This is a genomic window from Chitinophagaceae bacterium (assembly GCA_016710165.1).
GTDB lineage: Bacteria > Bacteroidota > Bacteroidia > Chitinophagales > Chitinophagaceae > Ferruginibacter.
This window is the reverse complement of the sequence record JADJLJ010000001.1, coordinates 33,090-53,613: the sequence shown is the minus strand read 5'-3', so window position 1 is coordinate 53,613 and position 20,524 is coordinate 33,090. Positions and strand designations below refer to the sequence as shown.

Sequence of the window (20,524 nt, the reverse complement as noted above, 5' to 3'; positions counted from 1 at the left end):
ACTGGTCAGACGGAGACGTCAGACCAGCTTTGCCAATGCATCTTTGATCTTCGCAAAACCCTTTTCGATATTCTCCATACTGTTGGCAAAGGAAATGCGTATGCAATTGGGTTCACCGAATGCCTTCCCGGTTACGGTTGATACATGGGCTTTATTCAGTAAATACATACAAAGGTCATCGGCATTCTCAATGACTATATCGCCGTCTGATCTCCCAAAATAACTTTTCACCACCGGGAAAACATAAAAAGCGCCCTGTGGTTCACTGCATTCAATTCCGGGTATATCTTTTACCAACTCCATCACCCGTTTGCGGCGCTTTGTGAATTCAGCCACCATCATCTCCGTGGGTTGCATATCGCCGGTGAGTGCGGCAATGGCAGCCCGTTGGGTAACAGCATTGGCGCCGCTGGTGATCTGACCCTGTACTTTTTCACAGGCTTTTGCCACGGCTGGATGAGCCGCAATATAGCCAAGCCTCCAGCCCGTCATGGCATAGCCTTTACTGAGGCCATTGATCACGATGACCCTGTCTTTCAGAATATCAAAGCTTGCGATGCTTGCGTGTTTGCCTTCATAATTGATGAACTCGTATATCTCATCGCTCATGATAAAAATGCCGGGATGCTTTTTAAAAACTCCGGCAAGTGCATTCAATTCACCGGTTGAATAAACAGCTCCTGTCGGATTGCAGGGCGATGAGAACATGAAGAGTTTCGTTTTGGCCGTTATGGCGTTTTCCAGTTCAGCAGCCGTGATCTTATAGCCATTGGTCAAAGAAGTGTTCACAAACTTCACCACCCCGCCCGCCATTTTCACGATCTCGGAATAGGTTACCCAGTAAGGGGTGGGAATAATAACCTCATCCCCCGCATCAACAATGCTCATCACTACATTCGCAATACTTTGTTTGGCACCCGTGCTTACAATGATATTTTCGGGAGCATACTCCAGGTTATTATCCCTTTTCAATTTTGTACAGATGGCTTCCCTCAGGTCAAGATAACCGGCAACCGGGGTATAATGGCTGTAATTATCGTCGATGGCTTTTTTGGCAGCGGCCTTAATATGAGCGGGCGTATCAAAATCCGGTTCACCCAGGCTGAGGTCGGTGATGTCAAATCCCTTTGCCCTCAGTTCCCTGCCCAGTTTGGCCATTTTTAATGTTTCGGGCTCATTAAAGCGTTGCAGTAGTGAAGATAATTGCATGGGCAGTCGTTTGGTTACTGGCAAAAATAGCTATTTATCGTATGTGAATTTAAATGCCGAAAGATCGGGCCTGATCCTGTATTCCCTTTTTAATTCATGATCGTAAATGACCTGGCCGAGATTTTTCATGAAAGGAAGGCCCACGGTGGCGTAATCATACCGGTCGTCATTTAAAACGCCGTCTGAATTGCAATAGATCAATGCAGAAACAAAGAACTCGATATTATTCTTAAGATCGGCCACATAGGCCACATCGATCATGTGCCCATAGGCGTCGCCGGGTTTATTGAATATGCGTATGTTACCGGGAAGCTTATCTTTTGTTGCCCCGAACAATAAGAATTTACAGTATGCCGGCCAGTAGGTCGCCGTATCTGCCGAATAAGGCGGGTAAACACTTTCGGTCGGGTACTGGCTCATGTACTTTAAAACAAATTGCCTGTCTTCCTCCGTAATATTGAACCTGTTCTCCGACCTTATCTTATCCGGGAAAATAACGCCCAGCAGAATATTGTGCAGGTCTTCCAGGCTTAGCCGGTTCTTCTTTGAGAAATCCATTGGCCCGTTCACCAATGCCCCTCTCCTGTAATAAGCCTTGCCAAGGCTGTCGTTCCGCTGCAGGTAAGCTGCCGCATTCCTTTGCCCGGGAATTCTGTACAATACATTGTTATTGTTGTCTAAAAAAATAACGGGGTTGGTCTGCCTGTTCTCTTCTTCACTTAAATATATTTCCAGCCGGTGCAGGATCTGGGCATCTGCATATCCTTTCCTGTGCAATTCACTGTTTATGTATTCCTGCCCCAGGAATTCGTAAAGCCGGTTATACGCATCGTTGTCGCTCACCATCAGTATCTTCTTTATGTAATGTGCAATGCTGGGCCTTCCATCCGGGGCGGTGGGATCGTTATAAACGGAGGTTTGCCCGCTGTAAGAAGTTTCCGTTAACATGGTGGTGTTCCGGTCGATCCCCTTTTCTTTTAGTTCATTCAGCTTTTGCAGGGCAAGCAAAACAATGGGGAGTTTAACCGTGGATGCCGGGTAGAAATACCGGGACGGATTCACGTTAAAATAATAGTTCTTAAGGCCGGCAATGCCGTTTGCCCCCCGGTTTACCTGGGTGTAGATCACCTGTACATTCAGGTCCCTGCGGTTATTCAATATGCTGTCAAAATAAAGGGGGTATTGCCGCATGAGGGTTCCCAGGAATTCATCCGTTTTTACGGTATCCGCGGGAACGGCGGCTGTGATCGTAACCGCTTGTTTATTATCCATATTCCGGGCCTGTTTGGTAAGGGTGCAGGAGAGTAAAACAGCTGCTCCCGCTAATAACTGATGAAAAGTATTGTATTTACAAAACATATGACCTGTTTAGGCTGCAAAATGAGTAAAATTCTAAAATTAACCGCCAACTAAACTAAACGGGTTTTTCCCCTATCTTTGCACACTTCTAAAATTCAACAAACTAGCTACTAAAAGTTACTTATTATGAAATTAAAAGGTTTGGTTTGGTTCTTTACGATTGCGCTGATAATTATCTCTCTTTGGGAGTTATCCTATACCTGGGTTGTGCGTAACTACGAAAGCTCTGTTAAAGCAAAGGCTGAGAAAATTGTCCGCACCGCATTTCCCGATCTGAAAGGGGATGAAAGGACTGCTGCGGTAGAGTTTAGAAAAAAGAGGATCCTGGACAGCACAAGCGACAAAAGCATTTATCCCATTTTTGGAACAACGTACAGGCAGTGCAAGGCCAATGAACTGAACCTGGGTCTCGACCTGCAGGGCGGTATCAGCGTTACTATGGATGTTAACCTGAGCGACCTGGTGCGGTCATTGAGCAATAATGGAAAGGATCCGCAGCTTCTTAACGCGTTAAGAACAGCTACCGCCCAGAAAGGCACGTCAGACGCTGATTTCATCACCCTGTTCACCAAAGAATACATCCGTAATAACGGGGAGGGAAAACTGTCTGCCATGTTTGCCGGTCCGGGTAAAGAAATAAAGATCGGGGACAACGACGCTGCGGTCACCACTAAACTGAAGACCATTGCATCAGGTGCCATCAAAGAAACCTATAAAGTACTGGTAAGGCGTATTGATAAATTTGGCGTGGCCCAGCCCAATATAAATTTTGATGAGAACAAAGGTATCATCAATGTGGAACTGGCTGGTGTTACCGATGTTGAACGGGTACAGAAATTGTTACAGGCATCTGCCCATTTGCAATTCTGGGAGGTTTACCGTCCTGATGAGATCGGGAATTCCCTGAAAATTGCTGATGAGAACCTGCAGAATTACCTGAATGGTGTAACCGATAGCGTTAAAGCAGATTCCACTAAAATGCTTCAGAATGCCAACCCTTTATTCAACCTGATAAAAATACAGAATCCTATGCCCGACCGGATAGGATATATTGCGTTGCAGGATACCGGGATATTTTATGAATACATCAACAATGAGGTTGTAAAAAATGCCCTGCCGGCCGATTGCAAATTCCTGCTGGGCGTGGAAGAAAAAGGATTAAAAGATACAAAGAACGCACAGCGTCTTCTGCCTTTATACGCTATAAAAACCCAGACAGGTACTGAGAAAGCGCCGCTTGAAGGAGAAGGTGTTGCCGAAGCTTACCAGGGTTTTGACGACAAAGGACGCCCTTCCATTAAAATGGAAATGACCAGCACCGGTTCAAAGACCTGGGCAAGACTTACCACAAAAAATGTTGACCGTCCGATCGCCATCGCACTGGATGACATCGTTTATTCTGCTCCAAATGTAACCGGCCCTATTGAAGGCGGCAGTTCTGAAATATCCGGGAACTTTTCGGTACAGGAAGCACAGGATCTTTCTAATATCCTGAAATCGGGCAGGCTGGATGCCCCGGCAAAAATAGTGGCACAGCAGGTTGTAGGACCTACCCTGGGTAAAGAGGCCGTAAAAGGCGGGGCCATGTCATTTGGCATTGCGTTCCTGGTGATCTTCATCCTGATGCTGGTTTATTACAATACCGGCGGATGGGTTGCAAATATTGCCCTTATACTTAACCTGCTTTTCACCATTGGTGTACTAACCGCCATGGGCTTTACATTGACCGCTGCAGGTATTGCCGGCCTGGTACTTACCATTGGCCTGGCGGTGGATACCAACGTAATTATTTTTGAACGGATAAAAGAAGAAATTGAAAAAGGCAAATCATACCAGCTGGCTGTGAACGATGGTTACAGGCGTTCACTGGCCCCGGTAATTGATGCCCACGTTACTTCATTATTAACTGCTGTGATCCTGTTCTATTTCGGCCTTGGCCCCGTTTTGGGCTTCGCCACCACGCAGATCATCGGTATCCTGTTGTCTTTGTTCTGCGGTATCCTTGTGTCAAGGCTCATCACCGATTTCTGGACCAACAAGAACCGTCACTTCAATTATTTCACTGCCATATCCAGGAAGATATTCAAACATGCCAGCTACAAATTCATTGAGTTCAGGAAATATGCTTACATGATCTCGGTACTGGTATTGATAGCAGGTATTGCTTCTTACTTCAATGGCTTCCATTTGGGGGTTGAATTCAAAGGAGGCCGCAGTTATACCGTTCAGTTCGACCGGGCTGTGAGACCGGATGATGTGCGTGACGACCTGAAAGCAGCGCTTGAAGGAGATAACCCTACGATCAAGACCGTGAATGATTCCCGTCACCTGAACATCACCACGGCTTACCTGAAGGAAATGAACAATGCGGACAGCGCTGTGATCTCCAGGCTTTACCAGGGACTTAAAAAAGTGTTGCCTGCCAATATCACGAGCGGGCAGTTCGCTAAAAATAATATCCAGGGCTACTCTGCCGTGCAGCCGAGCATATCAGAAGACCTGAAACGTGGTGCTGTCAAGGCCACCATTTTTGCCATACTCATCATCTTCCTGTATATCTTCATCCGTTTCCGCGACTGGAGGTATTCTATGGGAACGATCTTTACGCTGCTGCACGACGTATTTATTACGCTGGCCGTATTCTCATTCTTCAAGAATATCGTACCGTTCCCGCTGGAGATCGACCAGCACTTTATTGCAGCCGTGTTAACGGTGATCGGTTTCTCCATGAACGATACGGTGATCGTGTTTGACCGTATCCGTGAATACAGCAGGGATATGAAGGGTGCCACCAAAACAACCATCATCAACCGGGCCATTAATGATACGCTGAGCCGTACCATCATGACGTCGCTGACGGTATTCCTTACCCTGCTGATCTTATTCATATTCGGTGGCGAGGTAACACGTGGTTTTGCCTTTGCGATGCTGATCGGTGTCATCACCGGTACCTACTCGTCTATTTTTGTGGGAGCCCCTGTACTGGTTGACTTTGCAAAGAACAAACCCCTGGGCGCTGCAGATGCGGTGGAAGAGAAAAAGAAATAAATTACGATCTTAGTCATACAATAAGGGCGCTGTTTAAAACAGCGCCCTCTTTATTCAGTAACGAATGCAGATCATACGGCAAAGCTTGTTCCGCATCCGCAGGTTTTACTTGCATTGGGGTTATTGAACGTGAATCCCCTTGAATTCAGTCCACCCTGCCAGTCCACTTCCATTCCCGCCAGGTAAATACCATGCGCCCTTTCCATGATAACGGGTATGCCGTCAATATCAAACCCATCGTCCTTTTCCGTTTTGGCATCAAAGCCCAGTACATAGGTCATGCCGCTGCAGCCACCCCCCTTCACTCCTATCCGCAGTGACTTGTTTACATCAAACCCCTCTTCGTTCATCAGCCTTTTTATTTCCGCCCTGGCGGATGCGGTTAACGTAACGGGTACTGTTGTTGTTTCCATGTTCTTATTTTTTACAAAATTAGAAATTTCACCCGGTTTGGCTTTACGAAATAAGAAGTTCTGCAGGGATCAGCAACCCTTTGTTAATCCCTTAAAAACACAGCAAAGGTTGGCAACCCTTTATTATTCCCTTAATTTTGTTTCAAATCATCAATTTATGAATTTGTCGGAAGCCACCGTTCAGAATATCATATTGGGTGCCCTCTTCATGTTTTTCATTGCCATTGCCTGGCTGCTGGCAGAATTCAAAGGAATGAAAGACGAGATGCGGGAACGCTTTGGGATAAATAATGAGACCCTGAAACTCCGGTTACAGGCCTATGAACGTTTCACCCTGTATGCAGAAAGGTCATCCCTGAAGAACCTGGTTTCCCGTACTTCATCCGCCGGTATGACGGTGGTTGACCTGCAGCTTGCTTTGCTTGAAACCCTGCGGACGGAATATGAATACAATGTAAGCCAGCAGATCTATATAAGCCCTGAAATGTGGAAGGCGATCGGGAATTTAAAAGACCAGAACATTTTTATCATCAATCAATTGGCTGCCACCCTTCCTTCGGAAGCCAATGCCATTGAATTAAGCAAACGGATACTGGAGTATGTTGCCAGCACCAATGCTGAATTAAGTACCGTGGTGCTGAGTGCTTTGCAATTTGAAGCAAAGAAACTGCTGTAATGATCTTCAAACCCACTACCATTTATGCCTGCAGATAAAAAAATATTCACCGACTCCGGGATTGAAATAAAACCACTGTATGAGCAGCCTGTTGACTGCAATGAAAAACCGGGTGAATATCCTTTTACCCGTGGTGTGCAGCCAGACATGTACCGTGGCAAGTTGTGGACCATGCGGCAGTATGCCGGTTTTTCAACTGCCGAAGAAAGCAATCAACGCTATCACTACCTGCTGGGCCAGGGTGTGAATGGTTTGAGTGTGGCTTTCGATCTTCCTACACAGATCGGGTACGACAGCGATCATCCTTTGGCAGATGGAGAAGTGGGCAAAGTGGGCGTTGCCATCGACAGCCTGGAGGATATGGAAACGCTCTTCAAAGGGATCAGGCTGGATGCGGTCTCCACTTCCATGACCATCAATGCATCGGGGTTTATCCTGCTTGCATTTTATATCGCACTGGCAAAAAAGCAGGGCGCCGACCTGAAAATGTTATCCGGTACCATCCAGAATGACATTTTAAAGGAATATGCTGCCCGGGGCACGTATATCTATCCGCCCAAGGCTTCCATGCGTATCATCACCGATATCTTTGAATGGTGCGCTGCCGAGGTCCCAAAGTGGAATACCATTTCCATTTCCGGTTATCATATCCGGGAGGCAGGAAGTACTGCGGTGCAGGAAATTGCTTTCACCCTCAGTAATGGGAAAGCCTATGTAAAAGCTGCATTGGAAAAGGGATTAGACATCAATGTTTTTGGCAAACGCCTCTCCTTTTTCTTTAATGCCCACAATAACCTGTTTGAAGAAGTGGCAAAGTTCCGGGCGGCAAGGCGCATGTGGGCCAGGATCATGAAAGACCTGGGTGCAACGGATCCCAAAGCCATGATGCTCCGGTTCCATACTCAAACGGGTGGCAGTACCCTGACGGCCCAGCAGCCTTACAATAATATAAGCCGTGTAACGGTGCAAACCCTTGCCGCGGTGTTAGGCGGTACCCAATCGCTGCATACCAATGGTTTTGATGAAGCATTAAGCCTGCCCACAGAATCAGCTGCAGCCATTGCCCTGCGAACCCAGCAGATCGTTGCTTATGAAAGCGGCGCCCCCGATACAGTGGATCCGCTGGCTGGCAGTTATTTTATTGAATCATTGACCGCTGACGTGGAAGCGGCTGCCTGGAAACTGATCGAAAAAATAGACATCATGGGTGGCAGCGTATCCGCCATTGAGCAGGGCTTCATACAGGATGAGATCGCAAGAAGCGCATACGAATATCAACGGCAGATCGAAAGCGGCGAAAAGATAATTGTTGGTGTGAATAAATTCCAGAATGAAGAGACCGGTTCGATCCCCGTTTTAAGAATTGATGAGAGCGTTCAGCAGGTTCAGACCGAAAAGTTAAGATCACTGAAACAGCGAAGGGATGCTCAACAGGTTTCTGCCGCTTTAAAAAAACTGAATGCGTATGCAGTTGATGGAAAAAACCTGATGCCTGCTGTTTTAGAAGCCGTAGAACAATACTGTACGCTGGGTGAGATAGCCGATGAGCTGAGAAAGATCTTCGGAGAGTATAAATGACCCCCGGAACCTATTGAATAAAAAAATCCCCCGGAATACCCCGGGGGATTTTTATGATTGTTAGTCTCCGGTTATTGAATCACAACACGGCACATGGTCAAACGGTTACCGTTCATGTCACCGATCTCAACCCAGTACATTCCTTTCCCGCTCTTCCGCAGGTCAACATCCATCCGGTCGTAAGGTCGGCCGATGGTATAGAACTGTGTCAGGATCCGGTTGCCTTGTGCGTCATATACGGTCAATGACCTAGGCAACACATTGTTCGCTACACTATGGTACCTCACCTGGAACTGACCACTGGTTGGGTTTGGATAGATGAAGCACTTTCCGCTGACTGAATCCAGGATGGAAATGGTGTTGGAATTATTCGTACAACCATTCACATCTGTAACAGTAAGCCTGTAATCACCCATACCATCCACATCCAGGTTGAGTGTGCCGCTGTTGGCACCTGCCACGGCAGCACCGTTGCGCAACCAGGTATAGGTCTGAGCCGGGCTCGGGGTTACCGTTGATGACAATGTTGTGCGCAATCCCGGCATCAGCCTGGTATAAGGACTAGCAGATATGACCACCGTTGGCAATGGATTAACCCTTAATTCCACTTTAAACGATGTAGCAGCTGTACATGGTGCAGCGCCGGTTATTACACAACGGTAGAAATAACCGTTCATGCTTACCGGGGGTGCCGTAACCGTTAAAGTAGTAGTTGTAGCGCCGGCATAAACACCGCCGTTTGATATATTGTTAAACACATTACCGCCATCGGTACTTACCTGCCACCTGTAGCTGAACGGACCAGTACCTCCTGCTGCAACGGTAAAGGTTGCTACCTTATCGGTACAGATGGTCTGGTTAACCGGCTGCGCTGTTACGCTTGTAGGTTCGTTAACAGTTACCACCACCGTTCTGGCCGGTGATGTACATTGTGGAACAGGAAGACCATAACTGAAAAACACCCTGGAAATGGCAAAGGCAGGTTCCTGCCAAATGGCCTGGGGCGCCGTGGTGGCTAATTGGAACTGCATGCCCATCCGGGTTAATGTTACCGGAATCCCGTTGATGTTGGTCGTGGAAGGACCAGTGGGTCCATAGGAATTAACATTACCGCGGTTGCCCAAAATACCGATCACATCTCCCGCATTTATCGGAATATTAACGGGTATGGGTGCACCGCTGCCATTATTCTGTGTTAAGAACAAAGTGGTAAAAGCATTGGTTGTACCCGGGAATGCAGGAGGTGGCGTAGCCGGGTTAAACCGGATAACAGCAATATTCTGGTTAGCGGAAGATGCATCGGTTGGAACATACAATGAAGTCATGGTAAATGAACTTGGTGCCGTAAACCAGTATCCCCTTACATTACCGGTAAAGGTTGCTGCCTGTGCCGGTAATGGGATCGTTCCGGACAAAGGCAGACTCTTAACCGTGGCCTGGTAATTATATACACCGGAAGGTGTGGGCCTTGTCCAAACAGAATCCACTTCCGTACCTGCCACATAGGGTATAAGGGCAGCTGCATCGGAGAATAATCCGGCAGCCGGTGTCCATACCGCCGGGGTTGCCGGTACACCAACTATATAATCTATTTCCAATGACCAATTGTTAAATACACCTCCATCGGGAGCGCCTGCATCATAGAGGCCTACCGACCAAACGCCATTCGGTGTGGAATACAGACTGCTCCACGCATTGGCTGTTGGAACATACCCAACGGGACCACCAGGGAATGTAAATCCAAATGCCGTAAAGGTGGCACCTGCCAGGTCTGCCTTGTAGGTTCCGGTATAAGGTGGTGCTATGGTTGTTGTACTCGCAGAGCTAAATGTTGTGTTGGTGAAATTAGCTCCTGCAGGATTTGCGAAGTTAGCCAGGGCACACAGGTTAATCACCTGGCCGTTTGGCGCTTTTAATGCAATCACAAGATCACTGACATAAGCATGGGTAATATTGAACCGGACCCTGACAGCAGCAATGATTGCCCCTGCAGGAATACCGGAAGCCGTTATATTGGAAACAACAGCAGGGTATGAAGTGGGGACCGGCGGGAGGGTCGGTCCGTCCGGAATGGTTACATTAACCGCACCCGAAGCAAATGAAGCGCTGAACTGTTGTGAGGAAGAACTCTTCAATTTTACAGCAGGGTCGCCCAAACACATCGTTACGGATACCGGGGTAACCGTTGGTGCAGGTGGTGTATAGTTTATCTGGGCTGAAGCGGTATTGCTGCACCCTGTTGTTGAATTAATGCCTGTAACCGTATACACGGTATAAGCCGTTGGTGCAGCATATACCGTTGCTGCATTACCGCCTGTATACGGTGTGGTAGCCGTTGCATTGGTATACAATCCGGTAAATGGTGCCCAGGTATACGTAGTAGCACCGCTGGCTGTAAGCAGCAGACCATTGATACCTGCCACGCCACCGCAACCACTTGCAGGTGTAACCGTTACGGTCGGCAGGGCATTCGCCGTGAGGATGGCCCCATTGGAAATGTTTGCTGTACCAATTGCAGCACAGGTACCGGTTAATACACAACGATACCGGTAATTATTCATTGCAGCACTTACCGGGTTGATGGTAAGGGTTGCCGTGGTAACGCCCGAATAGGGTGCCGCATTGGCTAAATTACTATAGGAAACACCGCCGTTGGTACTCTCCTGCCATTGATAAGTAAGGCCTGCACCAGTACCTGCAACGGTAAAGCTGACAGTACCGCCCGCACAGGCACTCGCATTGGCTGGCTGTGTGGTCACTTCCGGACGGTTATTGACCGTTATGGTTATATTGGCCTGGCGTACACAACCGGCCCCGTTATTATGATTAACGGTGTATGTTGTGGTAGCTGCAGGTGAAGCAGCTGTGGGGTTTGTTGTTGTTGAACTCAGGCCGGCTGCAGGACTCCATAAGTATGTTCCGGTTGTTATTGGTACAAGGGCACCTCCGGAAAGTACGGTTACTTTACCCAGGAATCCCCTGGGCGTAAAGGTAGGTGCACCTGGTATGGCAACACCACCGTATCCGATATTGGTACCCGTAACGATATCACAACCACCAGCAGAAAAAGTATAGGTTCCCGCAGCAATAGAACTGTATCGCTGGGCAGCGGTTGTTGTTCCCTGGTTCACCGCCTGTACACAAATACCATAGGTAGCTCCCGGTGGAACCACAAGGGTTAAACCGGTCATAAATGGCTGCGTAGTGGTGGTGGTGGTATTCCCAATGCCTGTGATAACAGCAGAACCGAACTGGTTCCAACCATTACCAGCATTGAGTGCACCGGGTGCACCATTGATCGGAGATGTCTTGTATAAAGCAGAGACACTCTTCAGTCCTGAAGTACTGCAAATACTCTCAATGCCTGTTATAGTTACTGCGGTGGCATTGTTATTCCGGAAGTTGAATAATATAGTGGCATTTGCATTATTGTTAAGGAATTCTGTTATGGCAATAGTAGATGGTACCGGTGGACCATTTGTTTCCATTATGGTTAGTAATGTAGGATCTCCGGCGCATAAGGTTGTTCTGGGAACGGCAACCACCGATATCGGTGCAGCAGCATTTACCGTGATGGTACCGGTGGCCGTAGTAGTTGGTGCCGGACAACCGACGAGGGTTACTGTATAGTTTAAAACACCGGTAGCAGTAGGTACGCCACTGATGGTTATTACACTGCCCGTCATATTGCCCGTTACACCGGGAGGCAGGCCGCTGAATGTGGCACCCGAAGCAATGGTGGTGTTATACGTAATATTAGTTATCGGGCCGCCCTGGCAAACCGTTTGGTTATCGGTTCCTGCAGCGGAAGTTCTGGTGATGGTACATGGTGTTGTTCCGCAATTGGTACATTGCACGGTGGTGGTACGGCAGGTGTTCTGGGTGCCGCATCCTGCTGTATTCCAATGCGCATAAATAGTACCGGTGAATGTGTTGGCAAAAACAAGCGGCGTGGTACCAGAAGCCAGCAAAGGACCATTGGGAGTGCCGGAACGCACCGTGATGAAATCGGTGGCAACACTGCTCGTAAACCGGAGTGTCTGCCCGTTCACAGCCCCGTTGATGGTGGAGTAATCACCCGCAAAATTACAGGCAGATATAGTCACTACATTCCCGGCTGTATTGATGGTGGCTGATCCGTTGGACGTTGTATTCGTACAGCCAGCCGGAGCAAGATCCAGGCCGATAGCCGGAACATTGAACTGTCCCCCGGTTGGCAAAACTGTTACGCCGCAAACCGACGAAGCATCACTGTATTGCCGCCGGTAGTTTGGTGCAACGTCAATAACGTCCTGGTTGATATTGAAACCCGTTCCTGTAAAACCACACTGAGACACTTCTATGATCAGGTTCATGGTCGGGTCATACGGAAACGGGGTTGTCAGCGGAATACTGGTCCAGGTGAGTGCGGCTGGTGAAGATCGTTGTGTTCTGTGACCGTACAGTTACCATCGGTCCGGTATACCATTGACCGATACCCGGAATAAATGTAGAAGTTGAAACCGTTGCTAAACGGATCGTAAGGTTTGTATAGGTTGCATTGCATGCAGCATTTGGCCGGAACCAGATAGCGGTTATATTATTCCCGGCAGGAGCTGGTCCTGGCTGGTTGAATTCCCCGGCAGCGATGGCCCACTGTACTTTTTTGCCGGTTCCAGGATTGGTGTTGAAGGGAAAAACATTCGCTCCCGCCGTGGGCAACCGGTTATAAAATTGCGGTGTCTGAGATTCTGCTGCTGATCCAATAACCAACATCAGAATAATGATGAAAAAATTTTTCATTTAAGCCAGTTTTAGTTATAATAATAAAATGATCATAATGAATATGACTGGTACATAGGATGGACACTATTCAATAGGGATGGGATAAGTGAAGATAACGGGGTCAGCTAAACTAAATGTACAAAAATTCTTTTTAAAACCCAAACCTGCTTTTTATTACCGGGTAAGACTTACTTAACCCCGGGTTCAAAACAGGCAACCGTTTACGCTGTTTATGGCTATAATTCCAGGCATCCGGGTAATTACTATAAAATTGACCCTTTTTAAAAAAAAAGTCCCCCGGTAAACCGGGGGACTTAAGATCTATATCAGGATTAACTGATTATTGAACTATAACACGGCACATGGTCAAACGGTTACCGTTCATGTCACCGATCTCAACCCAGTACAGGCCTTTTCCGCTCTTCCGCAGGTCAACATCCATCCGGTCGTAAGGACGGCCGATGGTGTAGAACTGTGTCAGGATACGGTCGCCTTTTGCGTCATATACGGTCAATGACCTTGGCAACACGTTGTTAGCTACACTGTAGTACCTAACCTGGAACTGACCACTGGTCGGGTTTGGATAGATGAAGCACCTTCCGCTTACTGAATCCCTGATGGAAATAGTGTTGGAAGTGCTGGTACATCCGTTAACGTCTATAACGTTTAACCGGTAATCTCCCAGTCCATCCACATCTACATTCAGTATTCCTGTATTGGCACCGGCCACTACAGCGCCATTGCGCAACCAGGTATAGGTCTGGGCTGCGTTCGGGCCTACTGTTGATGTGATGGTTGTTCTCAAACCCGGGAACAGGGCTGTGTATGGTGCAGCGCTGATCACCACAACCGGCAACGGATTAACCGTTAAGCGGGCCTGGAATGAATTTACGCTTGCACAAGGTGCAGCACCTGTTATTACACAACGGTAGAAGTACCCGCTCATGCTTACCGGTGGCGCTGTGATGGTAAGTGTAGCAGATGTTGCACCTGCATAAACACCACCATTGTTCACATTCGCCCATGTATTACCATTGTCGGAACTTACCTGCCACCTGTAGGTGAACGGACCAGTTCCGCCGGCTGCAACAGTAAAGGTTGCAACCTTATCGGTACAGATGGTCTGGCTAACCGGCTGCGTTGTTACGCTTGTTGGCTGGTTAACAGTTACCACCACCGTTCTGGCTGGTGAGGTACATGGAGGGAAACTGGCTGTGAAACTTACAGAACCATTGAAGTTCCTTGGGTTGTTCACCGGTTGTGCCGGAGCAGCAGGGCCACCCCATCCAACATTACCACCGGTGATGATATCACATCCGCCGGCACTGTAGGTTACCGTTGTAGCGGCACCATTGGTATAAGCAGGGAAGGTTGCTCCCGTGAAATCCAGGGCGATACCATAAGTGGCACCTGAAGGGATCGAAAGCGTTAAGCCTGTCATCAGCTGGTTCAATGTTCCGGCTGCAACGGTGAAGTTACCAGAGCCGAATTGTATCCAGCCATTGGCTGCACTGATCGGACCCGGGTTACCCGCAATCGGTAATGGCTTATAGAATACCCTTGCAGCAATTGCACCTGAACCAAAGCTATTGCTTGATATGCTGCTGAAGTTAACTGCGTATCCATTATTGTTCCGAACATTAAAGGCAACCAGGTTATTACCGTTACCGCCTGCCATTGGTGTTGTAACCACAGCCGGTGGAGGTGATAAGCTCTGTACAGTTACCTGGTAAGGATATACACCAGATGGTGTGGGCCTTGTCCATACCGTATCTGTTGGTGTACCAGTGTATGCAATAGTTGCAGCTGCATCAGTGAACAAGCCTGAACCAACACCATTCGGCGTCCATACTGCCCGTGTTGCAGGAACACCACAGGTATACGTGATGTTCAGACACCAGGAGGTCAAAGTACCCAGGTCGGCAGGACCACCATCATACATGGCCAGGGTATACGTTCCGTTGGGAACAGAATACAGCGATGACCAGTTGGCTGTTGTTGGCAGGAAAGCCGTTGGGCCCGGAGGTCCGAATGGCGCCTGCGCTGCTGTACGGGCATCGGCCCTGAATGTTCCGGTATAGGTTCCGCTGCCAGAGCTTAGCGCTGCTGTTCCTGCTGAACTTACTGTGGTATTCACAAAGCCTGTTGTTGCTCCGGCCCCGCCGGTAGCTGATAAATAATAATCAAGGTTCAGTACCTGCCCATTGGGCGCTTTCAGCACAACAACCATATCCCCATTCCAGGTATGCGGCATGTTCCAGGTAACAGACATTGCTGATATGTTACAGGATGCAGGAATACCAGAAACGGTTATGTTGCTGCTGGCTCCGGCCTGGCTGTTATCAGGGATCGGTATGTTAACCGTTCCGGAACAGAACTGAACAGATGTATTGCTGGATGTTGAACTGGTCAACCGTACGGCCGGATCTCCTAAGCACATCGTTACGGATGTTGGTGTAACATTCGGAGCTGGTGGCGTATAGTTGATCAACGCTACAGCTGTATTGATGCAACCTGTACCGGCTGCTGTACCCGTTACGGTATATGCAGTGTAAGCCGTTGGTGCAGCGTAAACAGTTGGGGTATTACCTCCTGTGTATGCTGTGGTAGCCGTTGCATTGGTATACAAACCAGTGAGTGGTGCCCAGGTATACGTAGATGCACCGCTGGCTGTCAGTAACAAGCCGTTGATGCCTGCCACGCCACCGCAACCCGTTGCCGGTGTTACAGTCACCACAGGTAATGCATTCACGTTAAGGATCGCCGGATTGGAAATGTTTGCAGTACCCGGAGGTGTCAACGGAGGACAAGTACCAGACAATACACAACGGTATTGGTAGTTGTTCATTGCCACTGTAGCCGGGTTAATGGTCAGTGTGGCTGTATTTACACCTGAGTAAGGCGCTGTATTGGCAAGGTTGTTCCAGGTGGTTCCACCATTGGTACTTTCCTGCCACTGGTATGTAAGGCCTGTACCTACACCAGCAACCGTGAAGGTTGCAACCGTGGTGGCACAAGCGGTAACATTGGTTGGATGGCTTGTAACAGCCGGGCGGACGTTCACATTGATCGTGATGTTAGCCTGCCTTACGCAACCGGCACCATTGTCGTGGTTAACGGTATACGTGGTTGTTGTAGCCGGAGATGCAGCAACCGGGTTTGTTGTAGTTGAACTTAAACCGGCAGCAGGGGTCCAAAGGAATGTACCTGTTGTGATCGGAGTAAGAGCTCCCAGTGTTGTGCCGGAAAGGTTCAGTATAATGTGCATATTGGGGAATCCAATTGCAGCAAGGTCTGTAGGAGCAGCAACTCCGCAAGCAGCAGCCGAGATATAGCTTGGGCCTGTTTGAGCTGCAGCATTACTACCAATAAAGAATGACCTGCCCGTAGCCTGTCCGCTTGGAGTGAACAATTCAACTACCAGGATGGCTGTATTTGGTACAGTTACCGGGGTAGCAAATGCACCCGTAAAGATGGACAAGTTCTGGTTAGGTATATTAAATGTCTGGCTTCCTACCAGGGTACGAACCCCACCGGGGAATGCACCGGCGCTTGTCCATAACCTTACGGTCACTGGTTGAACACCACCCGCTGCCCTTTCGATACCGAAAGTAACATTGTTGATGGTTACCGGACCGGGAAGACCCATGGTTGCCAGGTTGTAAGCCCTCCAGTAACTGTTATCCGTATGCAATCCACCAGCGTTACATGAAACTGAGTTCAGGGATGTAACGGCAAGTGAAGTGGACTGGGTGAGTGTTACGTTGGCAAAACCTGTACTTTCATAAACAGTCAACGCTGCAGGATCTCCCTGGCAAAGTGTGGTGCCTGGCACCGCTACGATCACCAAAGGCAATGAAGCATTGAATGTAACTGTTGAAATGGATGAGTTGGCCGAAGCGCAACCTGCAAACTGAACCACCGCACGGAAATAGGTTGTCTGGGTAAGGTTCGTGTACGTTAATGTTGTTGATGTATTAACTATGGCTGTCCACGGACCTGCAATGTTTGTTGCAGACTCCCAACGGATCACAGAACCAACATGACCGGTTAAGGTCAATGTTCCGCTATTGGTTACACCGCAAACAGATGTGTTTGCCGGGTTAACCGTTCCACCTACTGAAGCAGCAGCAACGGTTAATGTAGCCGGTGTACTGGTAGCATCCGGAGGACATGTACCGGTAACCACACAACGGTATTGGTAGTTATTCATACCAACTGCGGTTGGGTTGACGGTCAGGTGGAAGTTGTAACACCAGAATAAGGAGCAGCATTGGTAAGGTTATTCCACGGACCGCCAGCCCTGTTGGTGCTTTCCTGCCACTGGTAGGTTACCCCGCCTGTAGCTGTACCCACGCAGGTGAATGTAGCTGTAGAACCTGCACAAGAAGCAGCATTGATCGGGTGCTGATTGATCACAGCCTGACAAGCTACCAATTGAGTTATCTCAGTGACCATGTCTTTAAATGATACCCGTACGTTGGTAGCATTGAACAGGCTTGAGCGCATGTTCACAGCAGCCACTACGTTCAGCACTACGTCATCAACCCACCATCCGCCTGGTGAAGTTGGTGCACCTGTATTATTATCTGATCCAAAGCGGAAACGGATCTTAACAGATTGTCCTGCATACGGAGCCAGGCTGATAACGGTATTTATAAATGGCGTTTGAAGACCTGTGAAAGCAGCCCTGCCACCGATCGGGTTATTGGGAGAAACACCCAATGCGCCGTTGTATCCATTCTGAACGGCATTTGATCCAAGATCAGACCAAGTGGTACCGCCGTTGGTGCTTATTTCCACTACACCACCATCCCATCCGTCTTCGGTATTCCACCTGTGCCAGAAACTCAGTCTTGCATAAGAGTTAAGCGGTATGGCAATGGAAGAAGTTGTTTCCAGCCGCTGGTCGCCATCGGCAGCCAGGTTCTGAACATAGAAAGAGTTAGGAGCACTGTTGCTCTGTGTATTGGTAACGGTCCAAACTGTTCCGAGCGGAGCAGTTGTTGTCCAGGAAGCAGGAATACCTGCACCGGCAACGGGCTCATTAATTAATGTAGATGGCGGGAAGTAGCTACCTGCATTTACATTCACTGTAAACGGATAGTTGGTAGTACCTGCACCCTGGTTAACGGCAAAGCTGACCACCCTGTTCGGGGCATCATACGTACCACCACTCACATAAGTAACGTTGGTAGGTAAGGTATCGCGTAGTGTATAGTTACTTACAGTACCGCAGGCAGTCACCGCATTTGTATAAACGATGTTCTGTGTTTCCGGAATGGTGGCTGCACTGGCAGTGGCATTCAGGGTAGAAGGAGCAGTAAAGTCAGGTGTCTGGTCGGTTACACTGCTGGTTGAACCCTCTGATGCGAAGGCACCCATACCCCTTCTGCGGAATGCTTCCCAGATGGCGCAGCTGTAAGCACCGCCATATAATGTCTGGTCGGCCTGCAGGATCGCATTCCTTCCACTGATGAAACCGGGACTGCACTGCTGCAACCGCAAACCTTCTGTAACCAGTTTCAGGGCAATATTATTACCACCGCCACCGGCCAGGTCGTATAAGTTTGCATTAATGGTACCAACCTGGTTGATGATGTTCCAGGTCATATCCCATAAAGTGGCGCACCATATCTCACCCCTGTCATGCGGGGCAGCAGGTATGGAAGCTGCATATACTTTATTGTTAATGGTAAAGTCGGTGCAATAACGCTGAGAGCGGATACCCAAACCTGTTGGAGGCTGGTTCAGCGCATAGGTACCGATACCTCTTGGAGAAGTGAAACCGGTAGTCAGTACTGATGTTGCCCAGTTCTGGGTAAACATCAAACCATAATAATCACTCCATCCCTCACCCATTTGTTCGGCATTGCCCAAACAACCTGAGTTGGCGGGTCCACCGGTAAAACGGTTGCTGATACCATGTCCGAATTCATGCACAATGATCCCATTATCCACGTCACCATCCCTTTGAGGGGTAGACAGGGTCCATAGATACATCTGCATACGGCCACTTGTTCCGTCGGCAGGGGTAGCAAAGTTTGCGTTATTGGTACCACCGATGTCCTGGGCTTCTGCATTCACGTGGTCATTTCCTAAACCACCACGTCCCTGGTTATCGTCCTGGAAATTACCTGTCACCTCGTTGAAACCATATATATACATAACGTCGTGAATAACGTTATTCCAGTAAAACAGGTTGGTGATATTAAACTGCTGGTTTGGAACCGGGGCAGTTTGCGTAGGAGGCTGTGTATAATCGGGAGTAAAATCAAAGGTCAGGTTTGGAAGGGCTGTAGTTGAGTTAGCCGATTTAGCCTGTGAACCTGTATTGGTTGGTGCGGTACGGTCTTCATATGCCCAAACGTTGTTACCGCGGCTATATGAATAATCTGTACCAGCTGTGCCGGTATGCCATTTTAAAGAAGTGGCATTTCCCGGTGCTGCTAACCAGGGGTCGGTCCTTAAAGCATGAGCACCATTCGGGAAACTGGGCGCTTCTGCAGGGAAAGGAATTACCCGGTAAGTAGCAGTTGTAATAATATTGGGATCCTCAGAAACTTTCTTGAAATCAAATAAAGCATTTTCTGTTTTTGCTGAAACCAGGTTACCATATAAGAATTCAGGGTATTTAACACCTGCATTTGCAGTAAAAGGATTTCCCCAATCGCAGTAATCGGTATAGTTATCCATACCCAGTATGCGGTTGTCTGATGCATTCACATTAACCATCCAGTAATCGGAAGCTGTTTTTGGCACAAGCTTAACCTGCCATGCCAGTTCCATTTTGGTCAATGTAAGAGCATTATTTACCATTTCTTCTTTGGGAACCCACATGAGCTGGGCGGTGATATTCTCACGGGATACACCCATATCACTGAACTCAACGCTGCGTCCATTGTCTTTTGTGCGGAGGGCAACAGCCATCTGGCTTGGCCTCATTCCACGGTCAGACAGGGCCGACTGAACTGCAGATTGTGCAGATACGGAAGGCATCGCTGTTTTACCAATGGTAAACTTTTCCATGCTGTGGTTGAATTTACCGGCATTGGAAACAAGCTTACCGTTTTTGAATGCAAGAACAAGCATCTGGTTAAGAACAGGGATTCCTTTGTATGTCTGGTTCAGGTAAACCATTCTGATGCCCGTGGCATTATCCTGGTAGGTACTTGAGACCATAACATTACTCAGGTCATCGGCAGACAGGCGCAACGCGTCCTTGTGTGCTCCAACCAACTGCATGGCTGCATCATTTTCCGGATTGCTGAACTGTGCGTTTATCGTAAACACACTGAACAACAGCGGAATTAAGAAGAGCAGAAGTTTTTTCATAATCTGATAGTTTGCTTTAAAATAAATAAGAAGGTTTGCCCTGAAGAATCAATGGAGATCTTGTTTTACATCAGGGTTTGAACAATTAAATTGTTCCGGTTTTTTTTACAGAGTCATTATGAAATGTAGGGGAAGATGTAAA

General features: G+C 48.2%; 10 protein-coding genes. 3 read left to right on the top strand and 7 right to left on the bottom strand.

Annotated elements, in window-relative coordinates; genetic code table 11:
- Nucleotides 1–18: 18 nt before the first annotated feature.
- On the bottom strand, nt 19–1,209 hold the full coding sequence (locus IPJ02_00210) for a pyridoxal phosphate-dependent aminotransferase (protein ID MBK7374031.1): 1,191 nt from the start codon (nt 1,207–1,209) through the stop codon (nt 19–21).
- A 30-nt stretch (nt 1,210–1,239) separates the two neighbouring features.
- Nucleotides 1,240–2,481: a serine hydrolase gene (locus IPJ02_00205; GenBank protein ID MBK7374030.1), complete on the bottom strand. Its 1,242-nt coding sequence runs from the start codon at nt 2,479–2,481 to the stop codon at nt 1,240–1,242.
- A 213-nt stretch (nt 2,482–2,694) separates the two neighbouring features.
- Here IPJ02_00205 and secD point away from each other — a divergent pair, with 213 nt between their 5' ends.
- Nucleotides 2,695–5,616, top strand: coding sequence for a protein translocase subunit SecD (secD, locus tag IPJ02_00200; protein MBK7374029.1), 2,922 nt, complete (start codon nt 2,695–2,697; stop codon nt 5,614–5,616).
- A 71-nt stretch (nt 5,617–5,687) separates the two neighbouring features.
- On the opposite strand, the gene IPJ02_00195 is transcribed toward secD, so the two are convergent.
- Nucleotides 5,688–6,029 (bottom strand): iron-sulfur cluster assembly accessory protein, encoded by a 342-nt coding sequence (locus IPJ02_00195; GenBank protein MBK7374028.1) that lies wholly within the window; start codon nt 6,027–6,029, stop codon nt 5,688–5,690.
- Between the two features lie 157 nt (nt 6,030–6,186).
- Here IPJ02_00195 and IPJ02_00190 point away from each other — a divergent pair, with 157 nt between their 5' ends.
- Nucleotides 6,187–6,705, top strand: a complete 519-nt coding sequence (locus IPJ02_00190; GenBank protein ID MBK7374027.1) for a hypothetical protein — start codon at nt 6,187–6,189, stop codon at nt 6,703–6,705.
- 24 nt (nt 6,706–6,729) lie between these two features.
- The gene (locus IPJ02_00185; GenBank protein MBK7374026.1) at nt 6,730–8,283 is read left to right on the top strand and encodes a methylmalonyl-CoA mutase; all 1,554 of its coding nucleotides are present in this window, start codon (nt 6,730–6,732) and stop codon (nt 8,281–8,283) included.
- A 71-nt stretch (nt 8,284–8,354) separates the two neighbouring features.
- On the opposite strand, the gene IPJ02_00180 is transcribed toward IPJ02_00185, so the two are convergent.
- The 4 genes from IPJ02_00180 to IPJ02_00165 form a co-directional block, all read right to left on the bottom strand.
- The gene (locus IPJ02_00180; protein MBK7374025.1) at nt 8,355–12,638 is read right to left on the bottom strand and encodes a proprotein convertase P-domain-containing protein; all 4,284 of its coding nucleotides are present in this window, start codon (nt 12,636–12,638) and stop codon (nt 8,355–8,357) included.
- Between the two features lie 7 nt (nt 12,639–12,645).
- Complete coding sequence (locus tag IPJ02_00175) at nt 12,646–13,065, bottom strand: hypothetical protein (GenBank protein ID MBK7374024.1); 420 nt, start codon at nt 13,063–13,065, stop codon at nt 12,646–12,648.
- A 322-nt stretch (nt 13,066–13,387) separates the two neighbouring features.
- On the bottom strand, nt 13,388–17,260 hold the full coding sequence (locus tag IPJ02_00170) for a T9SS type A sorting domain-containing protein (GenBank protein ID MBK7374023.1): 3,873 nt from the start codon (nt 17,258–17,260) through the stop codon (nt 13,388–13,390).
- Between the two features lie 23 nt (nt 17,261–17,283).
- On the bottom strand, nt 17,284–20,382 hold the full coding sequence (locus IPJ02_00165) for a M36 family metallopeptidase (protein MBK7374022.1): 3,099 nt from the start codon (nt 20,380–20,382) through the stop codon (nt 17,284–17,286).
- Between the last annotated feature and the right edge of the window lie 142 nt (nt 20,383–20,524).